This window comes from Leeuwenhoekiella aequorea (assembly GCF_004104375.1).
Lineage (GTDB): Bacteria > Bacteroidota > Bacteroidia > Flavobacteriales > Flavobacteriaceae > Leeuwenhoekiella > Leeuwenhoekiella aequorea.
Genome location: NZ_QOVM01000001.1, coordinates 153,664 through 175,893, shown reverse-complemented (window position 1 = coordinate 175,893; position 22,230 = coordinate 153,664). Strand labels below are relative to the sequence as shown.

General features: G+C 34.4%; 20 protein-coding genes. 5 read left to right on the top strand and 15 right to left on the bottom strand.

Features of this window, described 5'->3' with window-relative positions:
- Positions 1-21: 21 nt before the first annotated feature.
- The gene (locus DSM00_RS00715; protein ID WP_371455477.1) at positions 22-237 is read left to right on the top strand and encodes a DUF6341 family protein; all 216 of its coding nucleotides are present in this window, start codon (positions 22-24) and stop codon (positions 235-237) included.
- 67 nt (positions 238-304) lie between these two features.
- Here the strand turns inward: DSM00_RS00715 and purD are convergent, their stop codons facing one another.
- Positions 305-1,576 carry a phosphoribosylamine--glycine ligase gene (gene purD, locus DSM00_RS00710; protein WP_128756105.1) on the bottom strand — a complete coding sequence of 424 codons (1,272 nt, stop codon included), beginning with the start codon at positions 1,574-1,576 and terminating at the stop codon, positions 305-307.
- A gap of 70 nt (positions 1,577-1,646) precedes the next feature.
- Between purD and DSM00_RS00705 the strand changes: the two genes are divergently transcribed.
- A complete protein-coding gene (locus DSM00_RS00705) occupies positions 1,647-2,948 on the top strand; it encodes a phenylacetate--CoA ligase family protein (protein WP_128756104.1) in 1,302 nt (433 codons plus the stop codon).
- Here the strand turns inward: DSM00_RS00705 and DSM00_RS00700 are convergent, their stop codons facing one another.
- Together DSM00_RS00700 and DSM00_RS00695 are read right to left on the bottom strand one after the other, a co-directional pair.
- Entirely contained in the window at positions 2,949-3,716 is a 768-nt protein-coding gene (locus tag DSM00_RS00700) for a glycosyltransferase family 2 protein (protein ID WP_128756103.1), read from the bottom strand. It abuts the gene before it with no gap.
- Positions 3,694-5,046, bottom strand: coding sequence for an exopolysaccharide biosynthesis polyprenyl glycosylphosphotransferase (locus DSM00_RS00695; protein WP_128756102.1), 1,353 nt, complete (start codon positions 5,044-5,046; stop codon positions 3,694-3,696). Before DSM00_RS00695 ends, DSM00_RS00700 begins: the two co-directional genes overlap by 23 nt.
- A 192-nt stretch (positions 5,047-5,238) precedes the next feature.
- Here DSM00_RS00695 and DSM00_RS00690 point away from each other — a divergent pair, with 192 nt between their 5' ends.
- Entirely contained in the window at positions 5,239-6,327 is a 1,089-nt protein-coding gene (locus DSM00_RS00690) for a glycosyltransferase (protein ID WP_128756101.1), read from the top strand.
- Here DSM00_RS00690 and DSM00_RS00685 read toward each other — a convergent pair.
- The 7 genes from DSM00_RS00685 to DSM00_RS00655 all read right to left on the bottom strand — a co-directional run bounded on the left by DSM00_RS00685 (position 6,296) and on the right by DSM00_RS00655 (position 15,019).
- On the bottom strand, positions 6,296-7,579 hold the full coding sequence (locus DSM00_RS00685) for an O-antigen ligase family protein (RefSeq protein WP_128756100.1): 1,284 nt from the start codon (positions 7,577-7,579) through the stop codon (positions 6,296-6,298). The genes DSM00_RS00690 and DSM00_RS00685 overlap by 32 nt on opposite strands.
- Positions 7,548-8,618, bottom strand: a complete 1,071-nt coding sequence (locus tag DSM00_RS00680; protein WP_128756099.1) for a hypothetical protein — start codon at positions 8,616-8,618, stop codon at positions 7,548-7,550. Before DSM00_RS00680 ends, DSM00_RS00685 begins: the two co-directional genes overlap by 32 nt.
- 2 nt (positions 8,619-8,620) lie before the next feature.
- Entirely contained in the window at positions 8,621-9,931 is a 1,311-nt protein-coding gene (locus DSM00_RS00675; protein ID WP_128756098.1) for an MATE family efflux transporter, read from the bottom strand.
- Between the two features lie 65 nt (positions 9,932-9,996).
- Positions 9,997-10,950 carry a hypothetical protein gene (locus tag DSM00_RS00670; protein WP_128756097.1) on the bottom strand — a complete coding sequence of 318 codons (954 nt, stop codon included), beginning with the start codon at positions 10,948-10,950 and terminating at the stop codon, positions 9,997-9,999.
- Positions 10,950-12,641, bottom strand: a complete 1,692-nt coding sequence (locus tag DSM00_RS00665) for a DUF6909 family protein (RefSeq protein ID WP_128756096.1) — start codon at positions 12,639-12,641, stop codon at positions 10,950-10,952. The genes DSM00_RS00670 and DSM00_RS00665 overlap by 1 nt, the downstream gene beginning before the upstream one ends.
- 18 nt (positions 12,642-12,659) lie before the next feature.
- Positions 12,660-14,153: a GH3 auxin-responsive promoter family protein gene (locus tag DSM00_RS00660; RefSeq protein WP_128756095.1), complete on the bottom strand. Its 1,494-nt coding sequence runs from the start codon at positions 14,151-14,153 to the stop codon at positions 12,660-12,662.
- Positions 14,153-15,019 carry a M23 family metallopeptidase gene (locus DSM00_RS00655; protein ID WP_128756094.1) on the bottom strand — a complete coding sequence of 289 codons (867 nt, stop codon included), beginning with the start codon at positions 15,017-15,019 and terminating at the stop codon, positions 14,153-14,155. The genes DSM00_RS00660 and DSM00_RS00655 overlap by 1 nt, the downstream gene beginning before the upstream one ends.
- Positions 15,020-15,138: 119 nt before the next feature.
- Between DSM00_RS00655 and tatA the strand changes: the two genes are divergently transcribed.
- Entirely contained in the window at positions 15,139-15,345 is a 207-nt protein-coding gene (tatA, locus tag DSM00_RS00650; protein ID WP_128756093.1) for a twin-arginine translocase TatA/TatE family subunit, read from the top strand.
- A gap of 75 nt (positions 15,346-15,420) precedes the next feature.
- Here the strand turns inward: tatA and DSM00_RS00645 are convergent, their stop codons facing one another.
- The 3 genes from DSM00_RS00645 to DSM00_RS00635 all read right to left on the bottom strand — a co-directional run bounded on the left by DSM00_RS00645 (position 15,421) and on the right by DSM00_RS00635 (position 19,249).
- Positions 15,421-16,389 (bottom strand): DUF4837 family protein, encoded by a 969-nt coding sequence (locus tag DSM00_RS00645; protein ID WP_128756092.1) that lies wholly within the window; start codon positions 16,387-16,389, stop codon positions 15,421-15,423.
- Positions 16,390-16,407: 18 nt separating this feature from the next.
- Complete coding sequence (locus DSM00_RS00640; protein ID WP_128756091.1) at positions 16,408-17,976, bottom strand: LysM peptidoglycan-binding domain-containing protein; 1,569 nt, start codon at positions 17,974-17,976, stop codon at positions 16,408-16,410.
- An 85-nt stretch (positions 17,977-18,061) separates the two neighbouring features.
- The gene (locus tag DSM00_RS00635) at positions 18,062-19,249 is read right to left on the bottom strand and encodes a phosphoglycerate kinase (RefSeq protein ID WP_128756090.1); all 1,188 of its coding nucleotides are present in this window, start codon (positions 19,247-19,249) and stop codon (positions 18,062-18,064) included.
- 139 nt (positions 19,250-19,388) lie between these two features.
- Between DSM00_RS00635 and DSM00_RS00630 the strand changes: the two genes are divergently transcribed.
- Positions 19,389-20,537, top strand: a complete 1,149-nt coding sequence (locus DSM00_RS00630; protein ID WP_128756089.1) for a DNA polymerase III subunit — start codon at positions 19,389-19,391, stop codon at positions 20,535-20,537.
- A 45-nt stretch (positions 20,538-20,582) separates the two neighbouring features.
- On the opposite strand, the gene DSM00_RS00625 is transcribed toward DSM00_RS00630, so the two are convergent.
- Complete coding sequence (locus DSM00_RS00625; RefSeq protein WP_128756088.1) at positions 20,583-21,155, bottom strand: OmpH family outer membrane protein; 573 nt, start codon at positions 21,153-21,155, stop codon at positions 20,583-20,585.
- Positions 21,156-21,373: 218 nt separating this feature from the next.
- Positions 21,374-22,219 (bottom strand): class I SAM-dependent methyltransferase, encoded by an 846-nt coding sequence (locus DSM00_RS00620; protein ID WP_241652332.1) that lies wholly within the window; start codon positions 22,217-22,219, stop codon positions 21,374-21,376.
- Positions 22,220-22,230: the final 11 nt, after the last annotated feature.

Below are 22,230 nucleotides of genomic sequence, written 5' to 3'. Positions count from 1 at the left end.
ACGATGTAAAAGTATACAATTATGGAATTGAAAGATTTATTTTACGGTATTCAAGATTTTTTTGTGAATGTTGCTTTAGCGCCGTTAGATGCAATACGAGAATTACAAGATAGTAGCTGGATTGCTGCAAATTTGCTAAACTTTGTATTTATCTTAATAGCTGCTGCTGCATTTACATACTGGACTTTACAATTAAAGAAATTTGATAAAGACGAGCATCATAACTTGAATAAATAAGCTCTTCACAAAATATAGAATAATTAAAAAGCCTGCTCATAGCAGGCTTTTTAATTATTTGATACTGCTACAAATCAAATCCAATATCTGTTCTATAATTCATTTTATCAAACGAGATTTTCTTTATATTCTCATAAGATGTGTTTAACGCTTCTTTGAAATCTTCGTGCAACGAAGTTACTGCCATAACGCGTCCTCCAGACGTGATCACTTCTCCATCTTTTAATGAAGTACCCGCATGAAAAACGAGAGAGCTATTTACCTCTTCAGAACCGGTTAATTTTAAACCTTTATCATATGTTTCAGGATAACCACCACTCACCAGCATAACTGTTGCAGCATATCTAGGATCTAGATCAAGAGTAACCTCATCTAGCTTTTGAGCAGCTACCTGCTCAAACATAGTAACCAAATCATTTTTAATACGTGGAAGCACAACCTCTGTTTCAGGATCACCCATACGTACGTTATATTCTATAACTTTTGGTTCATCTCCTACTTTTATTAATCCTATAAAAATAAATCCTTTATACTCAATATCTTCAGCAGCCAGACCTTCAACAGTAGGTTTAATAATACGATTTTCGATTTTTTCCATTAAGGCCGCATCAGCAAATGGCACTGGCGATACAGCTCCCATACCACCAGTATTTAACCCTTTATCTCCCTCACCTATACGCTTGTAGTCTTTTGCTGTAGGAAGTGTTATGTAGTTTTTACCATCGGTAAGTACAAAGACGCTAAGTTCTATACCATCTAGAAATTCTTCAATTACTACCGTTTCACTGGCAGTACCAAATTTTTTATTGGTAAGCATGTCTTCTAATTCTGACTTTGCATCTTCTATATCCTCCAGAATTACAACGCCTTTACCGGCAGCAAGCCCATCTGCTTTAAGTACATAAGGCGGATTAAGCGTTTCTAAAAAAGCTTTTCCTGCTTCAAGGCTTTCTGCTTTAAAGCTTTCGTAGGCGGCAGTAGGAATAGAATACATCGCCATAAATTCTTTAGCACGCTCTTTACTTCCTTCTAATAATGCTCCTCTTTTTGAAGGGCCAATAACGGCTATCTTTTCTAAAGACTTATTATTTTTAAAAAAGTCGTAAATACCATTTACAAGGGGGTCTTCTGGCCCCACAACCACCATCTCAATATTTTCTGCTAATACAAGTTTTTTAACAGCTTCAAAATCATTTACACTAAGGTCAACATTTGTCGCGAGTTTTGCTGTTCCGGCATTACCAGGAGCAACAAACAAGCGTTCACACTTAGGACTTTGAGCAATTTTATAGGCAAAGGTATGTTCACGACCACCAGAACCCAGAATTAGAATATTCATCGTAGTAACTTGAAATTAGATTAAGCCTCAAAAATAAATGTTTGTAAATTGACCTACTAATTTTAGTCTTGTGAATTTAACCAACCTTAGTTTATCTCTTAATGGCTACGATATCGCTTCTGCTAAAAAGGAGCTTGATATTTTAAACAAAAAGGTTTTACAAAATACTGAACGCTATAATGCTCAACACAAAGCAGCTATTTTAGATTTCCACTTAAAAAATAACGAATTCTATAGCCGATTTGTCTCTGAAAAATCTACCGAATGGGATGCACTACCCATTATGACTAAATCAGATTTACAAATCCCTTTAAATAAACGGCTCTCAGTAGGCTATTCTAATAAAAACTGCCACATCCATAAAACTTCAGGTTCCTCGGGTACTCCATTTATTTTTGCTAAAGACAAATACTGCCATGCACTCACCTGGGCGTCTATTCAAAATTTATATTTGACGCAAGGTATTGATCTCAACACATCGTACGAAGCACGTTTTTATGGAATTCCGCAAAGTGGAATTTCGCGTTATAAAGAGCGTTTTAAAGACTTTTTAAGCCATAGATATCGCTTCTCGATATTTGATTCTTCTTATCATAATTTTGAAAATTTTATAGCCAAGTTCAAACACAATAAATTTGGACACCTCAACGGATACACCAGTACGCTGCTTTTGTTTGCTAAATACCTCAATACAAAGCATCTTATTTTAAGAGATATATGCCCCACTCTGACTCACTGTATTGTTACTGCAGAAATGCTTCTCGAATCTGATAAACAATTTTTAGAACATCAATTTGCAGTACCTGTAATCAATGAATATGGCGCTTCTGAAACTGGTGTAATTGCAATAGGTACAGCTCAACACTCTATGAAAATAGACGAGGCTTTAATATATGTAGAAATTCTTGATGCATCTAATAAACCAGTGCCAGATGGAAAAAATGGTAAAATTATAGTTACATCTTTTTTTAATAAAGCTCATCCCTTTATCAGATATCAACTAGGAGACATCGGAGTAATAAATCGTGATAGCAATGGAAATAAAATACTTACCAGTCTGGAGGGTAGAATAGGAGATTATGCAGTATTACCAGATGGCAGTAAGATACCTGCACTCGCTTTTTACTACGTGACTAAAAACGTTATTGATGACAGTGGTAATATAAAAGAATTTGTTATTGACCAGCAAGCACCCAATAATTTTAAAATAATTTATGTAGCTGAAAATAAACTATCTGAAAGTCAACGAGCTAAAATCAAAAAAAGTTTGTTAACCTATATCAAACAATCTGTCACTATAGAGATTATACAAAAATCATCATTAAACCGAAGCAATCGTGGTAAGCTGAAGCAATTTACCCGTAGTTTTTAGCTATTTTTTATATTTCACGTAACCCAAATAGCTCCAACATAACATTAAATAAAGACTTTTCAATATTGAGATGTTTTCGACCTCTCGATATAATTGCCATTGATATTTGACTACGTCAAGTTTATTCCGTGAAAGTGAATTTTTACGAATTCTATAAATAGCCAATGGTTCTTGAATGCCATATGCAAAATCGATTTTTTTTAGATACTGCAACCACAACCCCATATCTTGCCTCTTTCTCATAAGTGGCATATAACGTTTACCTAGTTGGTTAATATTTATAAATACGGTGGAGCAAATGATAGAATTACTTTTTAAAATATCGTTATAACAGACTTTCTGCGGTACAATAAAAGGTTCTAAAATAGGCTTTAGCTTCTCATCGACACGGACTGCTGATGTAAAAACAAAACTTTGATTTTGAGCCAGACATTTTTTAAGAAAATCAGGCAGCCAGAGATCGTCTGCATCAATAAAAGCCAGATAATTTCCGCGGGCATTTTTAATTCCAATATTCCGAGCGTGAGCTGCCCCCCTATTGTGTTTCAATCTACAATATTTTATTCGCGGGTCAAGTTCTTGAAAACCTAAAATGATATTTTTTGTTTGATCTGTAGAAGCGTCGTCAACAAGTAGTAATTCCCAATCTACTATAGATTGATTTTGAACCGAATGTATTGTTTCAGCAATATACTTTTGGGCATTAAAGCAAGGAGTAACAATAGAAATAAGAGGGTTTTGAGCACTAGTAGGCCTTTGTATCTCCATAAATTACTTTAATGAATGTTTTTGCGATTATACGCAGATCCATCAATATAGACCAATTTTCTACATAAAATATATCAAAGCGAACCCGGTTTTTTATATCGCGCTTACTTTCTATTTCTCCTCTATAACCACTTATTTGAGCTAAACCAGTAATTCCCGGCTTAACTAAGTGTCTAAGCATAAATTTATCTATTTGGGTAGCAAACGAGTGCGTGTGAGCCACCATATGCGGCCGAGGTCCTACCACAGACATATCTCCCATTAGAACATTATAAAATTGAGGCATCTCATCAAGACTTGTTTTACGTAAAAAACGACCCACTTTAGTGGTTCGTACATCAGTTTTACTCGCCTGCAAATCATTTGCCGCTGTATTGACTCTCATAGATCTAAATTTATAGCAGTAAAACTCTGAGCCTCCTATTCCGTTGCGTTTTTGTTTGAAAAAAATGGGTCCTTTGTTATCAAATGCTATGAGAAGTGATACTAATGGAGTTAACCAAGATAGAATCCCAATAACAACAATTAAGCTGATGGTAAGATCTAAAGAACGTTTTAAAAATAAATTAACAGGAGTATCAATAGGTAACGTTCGTAAAGCTAAAATGGGCGTAATACCATAATACTGAAACTCCATTTTCTTTGTAAAAATCTTCTTATTATCGGGTAGAAATTTGAGGCTTACAAGATTATTATCTGCAAACTGAATTAACGCTCTAATCTGTTTATTTTTAAGCTCTGCAATGGAGCAAAACATCTGGCTAATATCATTTTTCAATACAAAATCTTTAATGTATTCTATATCAATATCAGGATCGAGCACATCTAAATTCGCTATGAGTTGAAATCCATAAGCCGGATTGTAATTAAAAAAGTTTTTTAAGCGTTCGGTTTTTGTGTTCTTCCCAATAATAATCACACGTACCATATCACCACCTAGCTGTTTTCTAAATCGTTTACGTACATTAAAAATGGTGATTTTTAAAATTGCAATAACACCCATACTTAAACAAGTATATTCAAGTACAGCGCGTACAGAGGTATTAATTTCATTAAATATGCCTAGAAAAGTAAATGAGCATATGACTAATAAGAAAAATTGTCTGGCAATTATAGTGAGAATACGTACTAATGGGGTAAATCTATAAATAGAGTAAAAACTAAAACCATATGCCGTGATTAGCCAGCTAATGGTTATGAATACAGCAAATAGTAAATAACTGTGCGAGGAGAAATCAAAAAATTTAGCAAAGCCTATTAAAATAAGAATATCTATACTTGCAATTATAGGTTGTACTAGATAATTATGTTTTGTGTCATTTACAATCATATACAGCTACCCGATAAAAGTTTGTCTAAACATATAAAGTTAGTTAAAAGATAATGAATGAAAAGTAAGATAACTGCTGCTAAATTGAATAATTATTTGTTTAAACTGCATCAAATTATCAATTTCATATTGATCACCAACTATATTTTTATACTTAACAGCAAAATTCGCCATTAATCTTCGGGCTTAGTCATGACAAAACTAAAGGTAGTTCATATCGTCGAGGCACTAGGAGGAGGTATATACAGCTATTTTATAAATCTAACACAGGTGCTCGCACCACATCCTAATATTGATCTCACTGTGATTTATAGTGATAAAAGACAAGAGATCAATGCAAACAAAATTGCAAAAGACTTTCATCCTGACACTACATTGATAAAAGTTGCTATGCTCCGCGAGATTTCTCCTGTAGCAGATTATAATTCATTTAAAGACTTATGCAGCGAACTAAAAAAATTAAAGCCCGATGTTTTGCATTTACATTCATCAAAGGCAGGCATTTTAGGAAGGTTGGCATTTTTAGCAGCTTTTAAATTTAATACCAAGCTATATTATACCCCGCATGGGTATTCATTTTTAAGAAAAGACATTAGTGTCATCAAGCGTTTTGCCTTTTTTACAATAGAATTTTTGAGTCAAAAATTAACCGGTGGGAAAATAGTTGCTTGTGGTGATACAGAACTAAAATATTCAAAAAAAATAGGACCGTCTATACTGGTACGTAATGGAATAAATTTTAAAAATGCACTTCAACAGGAAACTCTAAAATCAGATCGCATTCAGAATATTGTCACCCTGGGAAGAATTACCTATGCAAGAAATCCTAAGCTCTTTAACGCCATTGCACTCCAAAATCCAGACCTCAACTTTATCTGGATAGGTGACGGAGAATTAAAACACGTGATTACTGCTCCTAACATTCAAGTTACCGGATGGTTTGAAGATCGTAATGTTGCATTATCTACTTTGAGCAAAGCAGATGTTTATCTGCAAACCTCCCTTTGGGAAGGTTTGCCCATTGCACTTCTAGAAGCCGCTGCACAAAAAATTCCTATAATTGCTACAGCGATTATAGGAAATCGGGATATTATAGTAAACGGAAAAACCGGAATATTAATTGAAGAAGCATCAGATTTTAAAGTTGCTCTAAACACGATAGAAGCTCCTCACAAACGTAAAAAAATGGGCATGGCAAATTACGAGCGTTGCAGCTTACTTTTTGATAGTTCGCGCAATTTCAACAAACTTATCTCAATTTATTCTTCTGATTATCAATAGCGTTCTTGGTGAATATACTTAGCCATAAAGCACTAAATACAATTCCATCAAAACGGATTAAAAAATCGTCTACAAAGTTTGATGTAGCAAAAAGTATAAAGAAATATATACACAGTATTTGTTTTGAAGTAATGCCTATATAAGCAAAAAGGCTCACATAAAGCAAGGACACTATAAGACCGAGTAATCCAAACTTTATAAAGAAGTCCAGATATTGATTATGAACCGGAAATTCATATTTATGTAAAAAATTCTGATTTGTTTCTTTAAAGTAGCGCGTTAGTTCTTTTTTTCCGTCTGCTGCTCCCACACCTATTATCGAATTTTTAGAAGCAAGCTCGATACCAGATTTCCAAATGCTCAATCGTGTTACCAGACCATTAAAAACAGTTTTTTCGGGATTTTCTAATTCGTCTAATTTCCCCACTTTATCAAGATGCCCAAAAGTAACCGTTGTAAACTTTTGTAACGAATACGGAAAAACAGCAATGAATGCAACTGCCAAAATTAGGAACACGCCGATTCCTAGAAATGTCTTTCTATAATTTCTAAATTTTAAAAACCCATTTTCCTTATAAAATGTGATTAACAATATTCCGATAAAAGCATTAGTAATGGCTAAACGGGTATTTATATAAAATAGAATAAGTATCGAAAGAATAAATATCGCGATACGCCAAAATAGTAGGTTCCGTTTAAGTTTTCCTATGCCTTCTTTAATAAAATAATAATTTATTACCACTACAAAAGCCACATGGAGATTAAGCGCAGGCGCATGCTTTCCTATAGAGTTTGCAAATTTGTAACCCATCTCCCAGAGGTCTTTTCCGTGGAGATACTTCACAAATAATTCTGGAGAGACAAAAGCAAAGCGTACTAAGCAAAAACCTAAGATTAAAGTTGTAATTACGCCATACACACGTAAAATGAGTGGTGCATTAATACGGTGATTCTGATTTAAAATTAAAAGCGGAAGTACCAGAAGACTTATCCGTTTTTCAGCGTGCTTAAAACCTTCCAGAATTGAATCGTTATTTCCTATAAAGAGGAGATCTAATAAAAAGGGACTGGCTATTAAGCCCGAAAATAGGAGATGTTTATTTGTAAAAAAAAATTGCTTATAAAAAATAAGATTATATGCTGTAAATAAAATCAAGAGGTAAGTTGCCGGTACTCTAAAAAGGAGAGCAACTGCAATTACGATAAGCCAGAGGTTATAGTTATATCGATACGCTCTTTCTGAAACTATCATAATACAGTGCAAAATAAATAAGTGGCAATATGCCTATTTTATGTTTAACGGCAGAGCCTAGATCTGGTTCAAATACTCCCTGAACAATAAAATAAGCGAAGACCAGATAAAAAGCCCATATCTCATAGCTATAAACAGATTTATTTTTGAGACAATTACGGTAGAGAAATAGTAAATAAAATGTCAAAAGTAACTGCCAGATAACAAAAGCCAGAATTTGTGGTTTTAAAATGTGCTTTAAGCCATTTAAAGGCAGGTTTACAGATGCAAATCCGTAGAATATACCTACTGCCTCACCATACCAGGATTCTGTTGCTACAGGGGATGTAATTGCAGAATTTGTAGCTTCTTCTCCCGCACGTTGCTCATTAAGTTCTTCTCGAGTACTTTGTGATAAATATTCTCCTTGTACCACGCCATAAGAAAGGGATAAAAAAACTAAGACTAAGAGTCCTGAAAAAATACCAGCTAAAACCTTCCTCTTAAAATTTATCAGGCTTGTTAAGTAAATAACCCCAGAAATTATAGGTATTAAAATATAATAGGGTCTATACCAGATTCCGAATAAAACAATTAGAGCAAATAAAATAAAAACCGTCGTTCTCAAATTATATTTTCTGCTTTTCAAAATTAACGGAATACAAGCTATGACGAGGAAGGTTATAAATTCTTTAGATGGCATAGCTATAAAGAAAGCCAATAAGATAATACAGATATATGCCAGAACATTACGGAGTGTAAAATGTGCAAATCGCCGCGGAATCCCTAAATTAAAGAGAACCAATAAGACAATAGGTAATTGAACTAAAGCGACAATTGAGAATGGTAGCTTACCTAATCCTGTACTGTCATAAAAAAGCATTGTAACTGGGTAACTGCGGAAAAAGCCTTTTTCATTATAAAAATCTTCGGTAATTATAATTGCATCAAAAAAAAATCGCTCTGGTAAAATGTAATACGATAAACATCCCAAAACTACTACTATTATACATAGAGCGAGATAGACAAATAAAGACTTATGTATCTTTAAGTGTCCCATACTTAATGTATAAAGAGATTAATTTTATCCTTTCGGTAGATGATGATACCGGCGATCACATTCCACATCACAACACTAAGTGCAGAAGCTATTGCTGCTCCGTTCATTCCCATTTTAGGAATTAAAATCCAATTGAGAATACCATTAAAAACAACTGTAAAAGCTATAATATATTGCAATGTAATTTGCTTCTTGGTCATATTTAAATATACGGCTGTGATTCCGCAAAGTGTACTCAAAAAGTGACCTATAATTAAAATACGTAATGATTCATTTGCTTCTGTATATTCAGCTCCAAAAATGTTTAAAATGAGTTCTGAGCAGAAATATAAGAAAACAGAAAGTAGAACGGAAAGTGATGAAATTATACGCACGCCTTTACGCATTAATACTTGTAGTTCCTCTCTATTTTTGACATATAACTCTGCAATCTCTACTGCAATGTAGGAGCTTATAGTGCTTACAATCGTCGATATAAGAAATATAATTTTAACAGCCGTTCCATAATACGCGAGCGTTTTAAAGTCTGTGTATATTTTTAGAAAAAATATATCTATGCTTATGAGTAAATAAAATCCTAGTGCACTCATAGCAATGGGCATAGTAGATTTTAAAATTGTTTTAAACAAGACCGGCTTACTAGGTGAATTGCTAAAGGTATTTCGTGAATATATCTTAAGTACTTCTAGTGAGGTTATGATAGCTAATAGAAGATAACTAGCCAGAAATACGTCTACTAAATAGGCTTTCGCTTCAAAAATATAAAGTATAAATAATCCTACAGCAAATGGCAGTTGCTTGTAGAGACCCCGATATAACTCAGACTTTTTCTGCAAAACAAAACCGCGATATAATTCGGTATTTAATAAAGTAATGGCATAGAAAAACACACAAAAAGAGGTCTTGATTAAAAGAGTTCCGGATGTTATATCATTAAAAAGCGAATCAAAAACAGGTTGTGGTACGGAGAGTGTACCAATCAATATTACCACACTTATAAGTAATATTAACAGTACCATTTTGAGATAAATTCTAAAGAAAGTTTTTACCTGATTTCTCTTTAAAAATCTACCTGAAAAAAATAATATTGATTGGTCTGTGCCTAAAATTGCAAAACCACCTATTAAGAATAATGCAGATCGTGTGAACTCATAAGCACCTACGAGAGCTGGATCGTAAAAATTTGTAAGATAAATAGTGATCCCAAATAAAAATAGGATCCCAAATACTCTTATAAGCAATACGCTAATTATACCACCCAATGCAGAGGTCGTAGTACTATTATAAATCTTATTTCTAATTGTTTTTAACATACATATTCTTCCGAAGGTATAAGCGATAGTTCAAAAATTACCTAGAATAAAAATTTATGTAGTGATTATAAGTAAGCCTGAAATCGCTTTTTAAACTTAAGTAATGCATGATAAAAAAGAAATATGAGAACAAATACTAGCGGTAGTATATATTTTAAAACACTAACAAGCGAGGTGCTTTGAAGCCATTTTGAAGAAGTGTAAACCTTAAAAACCGAATCCAGATATAAGAGCTTTTCCTTAATCTCGGTATTTCGAGTGACTAAACTTGCTTTACTTTCTAGTACTGCACTTAAGTTAGATTCATCTCTAGCAGCCAGTATAGACAAAGATTGCTGCCCCGTCTGCAACGCTCTATTAATATTTTGAAGAACACTATCTATCTGTTGTATCGTAAATTCATTAGATATTAATTCTGCCGTTAAATTATCTACTCCCGCTTCCCGTTTTATTTCTAAATATTGATCTCCTTCTAAAAACTGAATTAGCCCTTCTGGATTTCTAAAAACTCCTGAAGCAGTTATTGTAATTTTATGAGCATCATAAGAAGTAGTATATTGCGGCTTATCGTAAAACGGACCATCATCGTCATAATCTGCAATCATTTCCAACAATTCTTCACTGTTGAATGCCGTATTTTCTAGCAAATTTGAAATATCCTCAATCGGCTCTACGCGTATTTCGTGGATATCTAAATTAGGGAAATAGCCTTGCAATTCTGCTAATAAGCTAGAATCTTTACTAGAAATCCCGTGATTAATTTGATCTATTTTACTGTATAAATAGCTTGTTGTGTTCACATTGGGAACGACAATTATTTCAGCAATTCTTTTCTCGTCTACAATTTTTGAAACTACATAACCTATACCAAAGCCTAATATCATTAAGCCTGCTAGTATTCCAATATTTCTAAGAAGAAATCGCCCCAGACGATATAGATAAATAAGAAAATTTCTAAACTGCCTGCGGAGCCATTTAAAAAAATCAAATAAATCTATATCCTGTGCTGAATTTTCCATTAATCTTTGAAGATTTGCTCCAAGATCTGCTCAGTAATTAAATAAGTAGGTTTAACGCCGGTAGTACCAAGTCCTCCAGAGGCGAGTGTACTTCCGGTTTCTAGAGGGTTATCTGATGCATAATACGCATATCGTACTTTTACGGTGTCGCTTATACTGCGTCTTAATTTTGCCGCTGCTTGTATTGCTTTTTGATAGTGAGCACCTTCCATCTCAAGACCGATAACATTCCAGGTGCTTTCGTAAAAGAAGCGTAGGATATCCCTATTTTGAAGAGAGGTACCTAAAACAGATATCATAGCGCCCTCACAAACTGAAATTCCGTGTCCTTCAAAATGCTCTTTTTTAAGTTGGTTGTCAAACGGATAATTATCTGCAGTGCCTTCAAATAGATGGGCACTCGGTATCATAATATCTCCTTTTCCACCTTCGAGAATACCCGCTTTACCCATTATAGAAACCGATTTCACATCTAGATATGTAAGATTTTCTGGTTCTCCATAAGGTTTTAATAATTCTTCCATCGTCTCATAAGCCTGCTCTCCAAATGCATAATCCATAACTATGATCACAGGTTCTTTACCTTGTGGATAAGAAGATTTTGAGCAAAAATTATTCTGGTCAATATCTAATTTTGCCGTATCAAATAGCTGAACATCTATATTTGTTCCGCTTTGATCTGGCACCGAAATCATACCATTTTGTAATGCAGTTTTTTCAACACGAGCGCGTAATTTACCACTACCGGCATCACTCAGAATCTCATAAATCTCAAGATTTTCCTTTTTTGCCATTTCTTTTGCAAGAGCTACAGGTGCAAAAAGCGTATTCATAACACTATGCATATTTGCACTTATGATGTGAATAGGGCGATTAAGAAGTCCTCTTGTATCTAGCTCTTTTTTAATTGTATCTGCCCAAACTTCACCGTGAATATGATGCCCTAAGCGCTCTCTAAGTACTGGAGAGAAAGTGACTATACGTTTGTCATTTTCAGATATTTCCTCAATGGCACGTTTTCCTAGCCAATATACGAGGCTCAAAAAGCGCTTCTCATTTGTAGGAGCAGAGAATTTACTATAAATGACAGTTACCTCGTGAAATGTTCTTCCGAGTATATTTGCGGTATGCGTTAATGCTATTTCGCGTTCTTTTTGAGATAAAGGTTCTTCAGATAAAACTGCTTTTTCCAGTTTCTTCCAGTCTCGAGTAGTCTGACCTTCTTCATTAATTATCACACGTTTCATAATCTTGTGTGACTCTACAAACAAAAAGGTCAAGTGTGTTAGAATATCATAAATTTCAGATCTACCTCTGGTAATCTCAATATTCATTTGTTCATCATCAATTCGGTAGCAATTACGTCGTCTTTTTGGCGGAACTATAGGCTTAAAATGCGAGTTTTTGTATCCTTCGTCACTTGTAAGATTTATAAACCGACATTCCTCAATACCTTCCGGTAGACGATCAATAACGTATAATAGTCCGTTGAGCTCTACTTTTTCTTCAGCAATAGTCCCATATATTTCTGGTCGCAAAATTAAAAGCGCTTCACGTAATGTATCTCCAGAAACACCCATAGGTTTATAAAAACCACGGTTAAAAAGGTGTCTCATAGTTATGTACATACGCTCAATAGCTGCAGAGCTTTCTTGCGCACGTGTTCTGTTTTCTTGTTTTATTAAACTCATCAAATCAAATATACTTTTTTAAAAACCAAATTCATTTAAGGCATCTGCGATTTTGCGGTCGTTTGCCAGTCTTGGGAGTTTGTTTTGTCCTCCTAACTTTCCTTTAGATTTCATATATTGGTTAAAGCCTCCTTTAGAAACCACATTAATTTTTAATGTTTCCAGAACTTTTCCTGTAATTAAATCTTTGTAATAACTGTTTTGCTTTTGAAGTGCTCCATCTATTGCTTTTGCAAACGCATTAATGTCTTCAGGTTCCTTATCAAACTCTATAAACCACTCGTGATACGGCAAGCCTTCTGTGGGATTTATTTGAGGTGCCACAGTAAACTCGCTTACCTGTACATTAAAAGAGGTCGCTGTACTCGCTAATGCCTCTTCTACCTCCTTCCCTATCACGTGTTCTCCAAAAGCAGAAATAAAGTGCTTAATACGACCAGAAACAACAACTCTATACGGTTTTGTTGAAGTAAACATAATCGTGTCTCCTACATTGTATGCCCAAAGCCCCGCTGTAGTTGAAATTATCATTACATAATTTACACCCACTTCTACCTGACCTATGGTAAGTCGATCTGAATTTTCATTAAAGAATGTATCAGCTTTGATAAATTCATAAAAAATACCGCTATTTAGCAAGAGAAGCATGCCTTTCTCATTTTGTGAATCCTGGAATGCAAAAAACCCTTCGCTTGCGGGATATAATTCTATACTATCTACTTTTCTACCTATAAGGTTTTCAAACTTTTTACGGTAAGGTTCATAATTCACACCCCCGTAGATAAAGAGATTAAAATTAGGAAAGAGCTCACCTACTTTTTTTCCTGTTTTAGCAGTTAATCGTTCAAAATACATTTGCACCCAAGAAGGAATACCGCTTATTACGCTCATATCCTCCTTTGTGGTCTCTGCTACAATAGCTTCTACTTTTGTCTCCCAGTCTTCGATACAATTAGTTTCCCAACTGGGCATTCGGTTTTTTTGAAGATATCCCGGCACATAATGTGCAACAATACCAGAAAGTCTTCCGGTTTGTATTCCGTTTTGTTCTTGAAGTTCTGGACTGCCTTGTAAAAAAATCATCTTCTTATCTACAAAACTTCGGTTATCTGTTTCAGCAATATAATGCAGTATTGCATCACGTGCTGCACTGGTATGCATAGGCATAGACTCTGCAGTAATGGGAATGTATTTAGCTCCGGAAGTGGTTCCAGAAGTTTTAGCAAAATACTGCGGTTTTCCCGGCCACAAAATGTCTTTTTCGCCAGCTACTACCTCATCAACATAGCTTTTTAATTCTTCATAATCACGTATAGGCACACGCTTAGCAAAATCTTGATATGTGCTTATATTTTTAAAGTCATGATCCTTGCCAAAACGAGTTTGAGAGGCACTTTTAATTAGATATTCAAATACTTTCTGCTGTGTCTCCTCGGGTTCTGAAGACCACTTTTGAGTTTTTGAAACAATATATTTTGCAAAAAGTTTTGCTGAAAATGATTTTATAGACATTATTCGAATGCGATATAATTAGTTGGATCCACAGGGTAACCGTTGTTCCAAAGTTCAAAATGCAGGTGTGGTCCTGTGGTAAATTCACCGGTAGATCCTGCAGTAGCAATCACCTCACCTGCTTTTACCAGATCTCCCTGATCTTTAATTCTAGAGGCACAATGCTTATAAACCGAAATTAGATTATTTCCGTGATCGAGTATGAGAACATTACCCGTCTCTGAAGTCCATTCTGAAAAAATAACGGTAGCATCGGCCACGGCTTTTATAGGTTCGTTTTTAGGAACAACAACATCTACCGCGTAATGCTTTCTATCTAAATTGTATTTTTCAGTAATATTTCCTTTCACCGGTGGAAATAAAGAGAAATTCACTTTAGTAGATGCCGGTTCAAACAAATTATACCGGTCTTCATTAGCTACTTGTTCTCTCAAAATGCTATCTTCTTTAGATATTTTAAAGCTTAAACTTCCATTTTCTTCCTGATCTACTAATAGTAGCGAATCTTTATTGAAGTTCACCCGATCAACATCTCCTGTAAGCACTTTTTTTATACTAGCGTAATACTGCTGATTAATATCTAATTGTCTTTTAAGTGAATCTGTTTCAAAGATCAACTCAGTAGCTTGCTTTTTTAATTTTACAGATGAATATCCGGGGATATACTCCCGCAATGGAGTGTATGCGATTAAGAATGTTGTTAAAGCAATAAGTATGATTATTGAGAAGCCCACAACGATAAATACATTTAACCGTGTAAGCTTAAAAGAAACACGCTCTTCAAAAGTGTCTTCGTTTAGAATCACCAACCTGTATTTATGCAGAAGGCGCTTTCTAAATTTCTTTCTTTCTTTAGGTTTAGCCATATTGTTTTGTGCTTATGCAAATATAAAATTTAAAAGGCGTTTCTCACTTGCTAAAGTTTCTTAAGGAGCAACCTAATCTGACGAATTCTTTTTATATTTACTGCCTAAATTAGAATAATATGAATTTACTATCGATATTTTTAGGAATGGTTGGACCTTGGCAAATAGGTCTTATCGTGGTTGTTATACTTTTACTTTTTGGAGGTAAAAAAATACCTGAGATGATGCGTGGTTTAGGAAGTGGTATCAAAGAGTTTAAAGATGCTTCTAAAGACGAGGACGCTCCTAGAAAATCTGACGACACTATAGAAGATAAAAAGTTATAATACGTATTTACTTCTAAAAAAAAAGCCGCTTCAAATTAATTTGAGGCGGCTTTTTTTTGTTTATTTTTAGAATCTTTAATCAACAAATTTTACAGATCGAAGTATAGATTCTAGTTCAAATATATTGTCTCTCTTATTTGCAGACGGCTTAAATACAAAACCTTCTAATACAAGATACCGGTTATTCTCTTTATCGTCTACCGTATAGTTTACAAACGGTCCTGCCATAAATCTTCCTTTTACCTCCCACATTCCTTTCATCTCAAAGGCTTTTTTTCCGTCTATTGTAGTCTCATTAAGATACGGGGCAAAAGCTGCTTCTGTTATAAAACGCATACCTTCATTCACAACTATATTATCTCCAGCGATAGAGTCTCTCATCTTTATTAACGATCCTATAGTATTACTATCTGCATCGATCATATTGTAGGGAACTTCATAGATGGTAATATTCATATCGCCATTAGGAATGTCCTTACGAATCCAGAAAAAACCTGGATCGGTTTTAGCATATCTATAAGCTGATGGAAATTTCATGGTTATCCCAAAACTCTTAGTGATATCCTCGTCTTCTTTAAGCGATAAACTAATACGTCTTATTTTTTCTTTAACCTCTGCCGCCTTATAGGTGTCTACAATTTTAGCACTGTCACTTTTAATAAGATTTATGATTGACTCTTCGGTAGGTCCTCTTAAAATTATACCCGTTTGAGGTCTTGCATAAGCATCAGAAACTACCTCTAAGGCCGGAACATCTGCTTGTTCAATCTTTAAGAATGTACGCTGTTTACGCATAAATCCCGAAAAAGCTTCTATAGGCATTTGGTTAATTTCAAACATAGGCTCTACCTGAGGCAAGCCATTAACAGGACCAGCAAGTTTTTCTCTAATACTTTCACCTACACTACCTGCCCATAAATCATTAGGCATTACTACAGTTAAGGTATTTAATGCTCCCGAAGATGATGATAAAATTTTTCCTTCCGGTTTATCATTACACGCAATCAAAGTAAATAGCACAAGTGCCAAAAGTAATTTTTGCATAATATTTTCTATTTGATGTTAGTTGGCAATCACCAGGGTCATTCCTGGTTTTAATTTATTACCACTAATATCGTTCCACTTTTTCAAATTATCTGGACTAACCCCAGGAAATTTTTGAGCAATCTTCCACAAGCTATCTCCCTTTCTAACAATATACTTTTGAGATTTACTTTTTGAAGTGCTCGAAGACGAACTAGAAACAATAGATTTTGTTGGATACAATGTTAGTCGCTGTCCTATACGTAAGGTATTTGACCGAAGATTATTCCATCGTTTTATTTGTGAAATCCCTACACCGTACTTCGAAGCAATTTTCCCTAAATAATCACCACTACGCACACGATAAGTAACACTAGTAGGATTTTCAACAAAAGCCGGTAATGTAGCTTCATCACGCTGTAATTCTTTTTCTGCAGTAGCATAAATAGCATCTTCATTAGCCACAAAAGAACCTAGCGCTTCTACAGGGAGGCGTAAATAATATTCTTCATCACTAACATAAGGAATAACATCAAGCTTGTAAGATGGGTTTAAAAATTGAACCTCATCAAAAGAGACACCCGTATATGCTGATACTTGCTGAAGCGTTAAGGTTTGTTTTATCCTAACGGTGTCTGTAGTAAAATAATTAATATCTGGTTTAACCGGTTTGTAGCCGTGCTCTTGTGCATATTCAAATATGTACATTGTTGCTAAAAAAGCAGGTATGTATCCAGCAGTTTCACGTGGAAGATTGTGACGTATATTCCAGTAATTTGTGCTACCGCCACTACGTCTAATCGCTTTACTCACATTTCCTGGTCCAGAGTTATAAGAAGCAAGTGCTAAATCCCAATCTCCAAAAATCTCATAAAGTTTTGATAGGTATTGAGCTGCTGCCTCTGTAGATAAAATAGGATCCATACGCTCATCTACATACGAACTTATATCAAGACCATATAATTTTCCTGTACTGTACATAAACTGCCACATCCCGGTTGCGCCTACCCTTGATTTTGCTCTTGGTCGCAGTGCAGATTCTACAATCGCTAAATACTTTAGCTCCAATGGCATATTGTATTTATCAAATGTGGCTTCAAAACCTGGAAAGTAAAATTCAGATAAACCCATTAATCGCTCTAAAGTAGGCTTATGCCTTTTTAGATATGATTTAATTACATTTTCTAGAGATGGGGTGTATTCTATATTGAAAGGAGTGCGGGCATTTAGATCTGATAATCGTTTTTTGAGAATTTCTGTGGTAAGCTCAGGAAAATCTACTTCTGTGAGATGGTAGTCTTCATCAATTATAGCTTCGATAGAATCATATAGCGATCCATTTGTAAGCTCTCTAACCCACTTTTTATCAATTTTTGAGGGAAACTCCTGGTCATTTAAGTTGTAAGTAACTTTCCCTCCTTTACGTTGCTTAAAAAGGAAATTTTGTGACATTTCCTCTTGTAGCTCTTTTATTTCTAAGGTATCTACGACTGAAAGTGTATCAGATAAACTTTCATCCTCTATAATTTCAGAATTTATAACTTTTTTCTGAGCAAATGTACTCACTGCGGTTATCAAAAAATAACCAATAATAAAACGTTTTCTCATATCTATTTAGAACGATGCAAACGCTAAAGTCGTATTTTTTAACCGAAATCAAAAATGCTCAGAAAAAAGTAGAATCCTTTACAAGTTAATCACGAATAGCTGCAATACCCGGAAGCTCTTTACCTTCAAGCATTTCCAACATTGCACCACCACCGGTAGATACGTAAGAAACTTTATTTTCAAAACCAAATTGTTTTACTGCAGCAACGCTATCTCCTCCACCTACAAGAGAAAATGCTCCATTTGCAGTCGCATCTGCAATCGCATTACCAAGTGCAATTGTGCCTTTAGCAAAAGGCTCCATTTCAAAAACACCAAGCGGTCCATTCCATAAAATAGTTTTACTATTTGAAACAACTTTGGCGAAATTTTCTAGAGATTTTGGACCTGCATCAAGTCCTTGCCATCCATCAGCAATTGTATAAATATCTTCAATTTGAGTATTTGCAAATTCAGAGAAGTCATCTGCTGCAATTACATCTACCGGTAAATGGATATTTACATTCTTTTCTTTCGCTTTCTTTAAAATTTCAAGTGCTAAATCTTGCTTATCATCCTCACAAATAGAACTTCCTATTTTTCCGCCTTGGGCTTTGATAAATGTATAAGCCATACCACCGCCAATAATTAAATCATCTACTTTGTCAAGAACATTTTCTATAACGGTAATTTTTGAAGATACTTTAGCGCCACCTAATATCGCTAATACGGGACTTTCATTATCATTAAGCACCTTATCTATACTTTTGATTTCTTTGGCAAGAAGGTAACCAAAACATTTTTTCTCAGGAAAAAACTGAGCAATTATAGTAGTTGAGGCGTGTGCTCTATGTGCAGTACCAAACGCATCATTAACGTAAATATCTCCTAATTTTGAAAGCTCCTCGGCAAATGCAGTATCTCCCGCCTCCTCTTCTTTGTGGTATCTCAGGTTTTCTAATAATAAGATTTCCCCAGGCTCAAGATTTGCAGTAGCCTTCTCAGCTTCTTCACCAGTACAATCTGATACAAATTTTACCTGTACACCTATAATTTCAGTGACAGAATCTGCGATGTTTTTTAAAGAAAACTCAGGTTCGTTATTTTTAGGTCGTCCTAAATGCGACATTAAAATCGCAGATCCACCATCTTCTAGAACCTTTAAAATTGTAGGTTTTGCAGCTTCGATACGTGTTGCATCTGTTACTTTATAGTTTTCATCTAAAGGAACATTAAAATCAACACGAATAAGTGCTTTTTTATTTTCAAAATTAAAATCGTCGATGGTTTTCATGAATAGTTATTATTTACAGAGTCAGTAATAAATTTTTTGGAATTTCGCTTAAGCAAACCTGTATAGAATGCCAGCTTTAGCTAACAAATATAACAGATAAGGCACAAAATATACGTTACATTTCTGTTATATTTGACCCATGTTATTTCAAGATATTCTCGGTCAAAAATTTATTAAAAAGCATCTAACGGCAAGCATTGACGGCAAGCGGGTAGCTCATGCGCAGCTCTTTGTTGGTGCGAGTGGTAGTGGTGTGCTTCCTTGTGCAATTGCCTATGCGCAATATTTAATTTGCGCAAACAGTGAGGGAGAAAATACAGGTGTCAATACTTCCTGCAACTTAAAGTTTGATCATCTTGCCCATCCAGATTTACACTTTGCATATCCTGTAGCAACTACAGACTCCATTAAAAATCATCCAGTTTCTGATAATTTTGCAAAAGAATGGCGCACATTTGTCACTCAAAATTCCTATGGAAGTTTATATGATTGGCATCAACATATTGGTATTGAGAAAAAACAAGGGAAAATAGGAGTTGACGAAGCACAAGATATAGTCAAAAAATTGTCTTTAAAATCTTATGAAGGAGGTTATAAAGTGATGATTATCTGGATGGCAGATAAGATGAATAATGCGGCTTCAAATAAATTATTAAAACTTATTGAAGAGCCTCCTCAGAAAACAGTTTTTTTACTTATTGCTGAAAATGAGGATCAAATTTTAGATACAATTAAATCCCGTTGTCAGGTATTAAATTTTCCGCCGTTAGCTGCAGATTCATTAGAAGCTGCATTAATAAATCAACATAATTGTGAGCCTTCTGAAGCAAAAAAAATTGCTATTAAAGCTCACGGGGATTATAACCTAGCGCTGCATTTATTAGAAAATAACAGCGACGAAGAAGAATTTGAAACCTGGTTTGTTTCTTGGGTACGTACTGCGTTTAAAGCACGCGGTAACAAGAAAGCAATCTTAGATCTTATAGCGTGGAGCGAACAAATCGCGGCGACAGGAAGAGAAACACAAAAAAATTTTTTAGCTTACTGTGAAGATTTTTTTAGACAAGCGATGCTTCTTAATTATGGAGCCAAAGAACTCGTATATCTACAACCGCAAACAAAATTTGAACTTGCTAAATTTGCACCCTTTATTCACGGAAATAATATCAATTCTATTATTGACGAACTCCAAACGGCCTCTTTTCACATTGAGCGAAATGGAAATGCAAAAATTGTACTTACCGATCTTTCCATAAAACTAACGCGATTATTACATACGAAAGCATAAAAAAGGCGGCCAGTTGGCCGCCTTTTTTATTTCGTTTTAATCTTCTTATTCTGTAGTTTCTTCAGCTGGTGTAGTAGCAGCCGGAGTTTGTGCAGGAACTTCTGTTGAATCTGGTGTGTATTCTTTGTTTAAAGCTTCTAACACTTGATCTGTAATGTCAAATTCTTTTTTGCCGAATAAGATGTTGCCACTATCATTTTTACCGTAGATAAAATCATATCCATTTTCTTCGCCGTAAGTATCAATAAATTTTCTCACTTTGCTTACAACTGTATCAATTGCAGTTTGACTTTCCTGTTGTAATTGACCTCCTCTAGCTTGTTGCTCTTGCTGAATTTGTTGTTGTAAAGCTCCAAGCTCTTGTTCTTTTGATTGACGCTCTGCAGCACTCATCGATTGAACATTTTTTTGGTACAAATCTAATTTAATCTGGAATGCCTGAATTTTTGGTTCTAAATCCGCACGTACACTTTCAGTAAGTTTTGAATACTTGTCTTGTACTTCTGTCATTTCTGTATACCCTTCAAAAAGTTTTTGAGTGTCTACATAAGCAGATTTTGATTTTGAACAACTAGCTAATGTAATTGTTATTAAAAGTGCACCTAATATGTTTTTCATAATTTCTTAAAATTTGCTGCAAAAGTAATAAGTAGTTCTTTTTAAAATTTAAAAATTTCACTATTTATTTACTATAAAACAAATTAATGTGAAACAGAAGATCTATAGCTTACCTTTATTAAAAACTACATTCAGAGGCTGTTTCTAATGAATTATAAATTATTTTGAACCCATTTACTCAGTTTAACTATAAAACCGGCTTAAAAGGGCTTATTTTATCATTTACCCCTCTTAAACGTATATATTATTGAAGAATACTCATTACTATGTCTAGCTTTCCAATTTGATTTAAAACCACTCATTATAGCTTTAAAAATATTAGAATTTCCAGATTGATATTTTTCTGAAAGCAGACTTACATAGTAAGAATCAAAATACATTGGTTTTTCTTCAATCAAATTGAAACCAAATTCCGAAAAAAGCATAATCATACTTTTTCTAGAAAAGTGATGAATATGTCTTGGCACGTCCCAAGCAGCCCAATATTCTTTATAATGTTTTGAATCATACGAATTGAAATTGGGCACTGCAATTACTAATGTACCATTCTCATACAAATGATCAACTAACCATTGAAGTTGATCTTTTAAATCTGGTACGTGTTCTAGAACATGCCACATAGTGATCAAATCAAATTTTTGATTATTCAAATTAGATTTCAGTTCGAATAAAGTGAGATCTTTTTTCTCGGCATTTTTTCTTGCAATCTTACTCGGCTCTATACCGTTTACCTTCCATCCGTCATTTTTTGCTGCTACAAGAAAATCTCCTGTTCCGGCACCAATATCTAATAACTGATTCCCGTTTCTATATCTATTAATATGCTGTAGCTTCTTTTTTAGCATATATCCTTTTACAAGTTGATATATTCTATCTATCAGCGTTTTTTTAGAATCGGTGTGTGAAATATAATTTTCGCTTACGTAATAATCCTCTAAATTATTAGGTATGGGATCTGTAGTGTATTTATCTAATTCTTTATTGTAAATCAAATTAAACTCTTCCTTTGAAACTGAAAAGTCCTTAATCTGCATTGTTGATTCTACTTTAGATTTTGATGGCATTATAATTTTGA

What these genes read in the sequence shown, in the direction of transcription:
- DSM00_RS00715 (WP_371455477.1), top strand. Translation starts at nt 22, where the DNA reads ATGGAATTGAAAGATTTATTTTACGGTATTCAAGATTTTTTTGTGAAT.
- purD (WP_128756105.1), bottom strand. Translation starts at nt 1,576, where the DNA reads ATGAATATTCTAATTCTGGGTTCTGGTGGTCGTGAACATACCTTTGCC.
- DSM00_RS00700 (WP_128756103.1), bottom strand. Translation starts at nt 3,716, where the DNA reads ATGGAGATACAAAGGCCTACTAGTGCTCAAAACCCTCTTATTTCTATT.
- DSM00_RS00695 (WP_128756102.1), bottom strand. Translation starts at nt 5,046, where the DNA reads ATGATTGTAAATGACACAAAACATAATTATCTAGTACAACCTATAATT.
- DSM00_RS00690 (WP_128756101.1), top strand. Translation starts at nt 5,239, where the DNA reads ATGACAAAACTAAAGGTAGTTCATATCGTCGAGGCACTAGGAGGAGGT.
- DSM00_RS00685 (WP_128756100.1), bottom strand. Translation starts at nt 7,579, where the DNA reads ATGATAGTTTCAGAAAGAGCGTATCGATATAACTATAACCTCTGGCTT.
- DSM00_RS00680 (WP_128756099.1), bottom strand. Translation starts at nt 8,618, where the DNA reads ATGGGACACTTAAAGATACATAAGTCTTTATTTGTCTATCTCGCTCTA.
- DSM00_RS00675 (WP_128756098.1), bottom strand. Translation starts at nt 9,931, where the DNA reads ATGTTAAAAACAATTAGAAATAAGATTTATAATAGTACTACGACCTCT.
- DSM00_RS00670 (WP_128756097.1), bottom strand. Translation starts at nt 10,950, where the DNA reads ATGGAAAATTCAGCACAGGATATAGATTTATTTGATTTTTTTAAATGG.
- DSM00_RS00665 (WP_128756096.1), bottom strand. Translation starts at nt 12,641, where the DNA reads ATGAGTTTAATAAAACAAGAAAACAGAACACGTGCGCAAGAAAGCTCT.
- DSM00_RS00660 (WP_128756095.1), bottom strand. Translation starts at nt 14,153, where the DNA reads ATGTCTATAAAATCATTTTCAGCAAAACTTTTTGCAAAATATATTGTT.
- DSM00_RS00655 (WP_128756094.1), bottom strand. Translation starts at nt 15,019, where the DNA reads ATGGCTAAACCTAAAGAAAGAAAGAAATTTAGAAAGCGCCTTCTGCAT.
- tatA (WP_128756093.1), top strand. Translation starts at nt 15,139, where the DNA reads ATGAATTTACTATCGATATTTTTAGGAATGGTTGGACCTTGGCAAATA.
- DSM00_RS00645 (WP_128756092.1), bottom strand. Translation starts at nt 16,389, where the DNA reads ATGCAAAAATTACTTTTGGCACTTGTGCTATTTACTTTGATTGCGTGT.
- DSM00_RS00640 (WP_128756091.1), bottom strand. Translation starts at nt 17,976, where the DNA reads ATGAGAAAACGTTTTATTATTGGTTATTTTTTGATAACCGCAGTGAGT.
- DSM00_RS00635 (WP_128756090.1), bottom strand. Translation starts at nt 19,249, where the DNA reads ATGAAAACCATCGACGATTTTAATTTTGAAAATAAAAAAGCACTTATT.
- DSM00_RS00630 (WP_128756089.1), top strand. Translation starts at nt 19,389, where the DNA reads ATGTTATTTCAAGATATTCTCGGTCAAAAATTTATTAAAAAGCATCTA.
- DSM00_RS00625 (WP_128756088.1), bottom strand. Translation starts at nt 21,155, where the DNA reads ATGAAAAACATATTAGGTGCACTTTTAATAACAATTACATTAGCTAGT.
- DSM00_RS00620 (WP_241652332.1), bottom strand. Translation starts at nt 22,219, where the DNA reads ATGCCATCAAAATCTAAAGTAGAATCAACAATGCAGATTAAGGACTTT.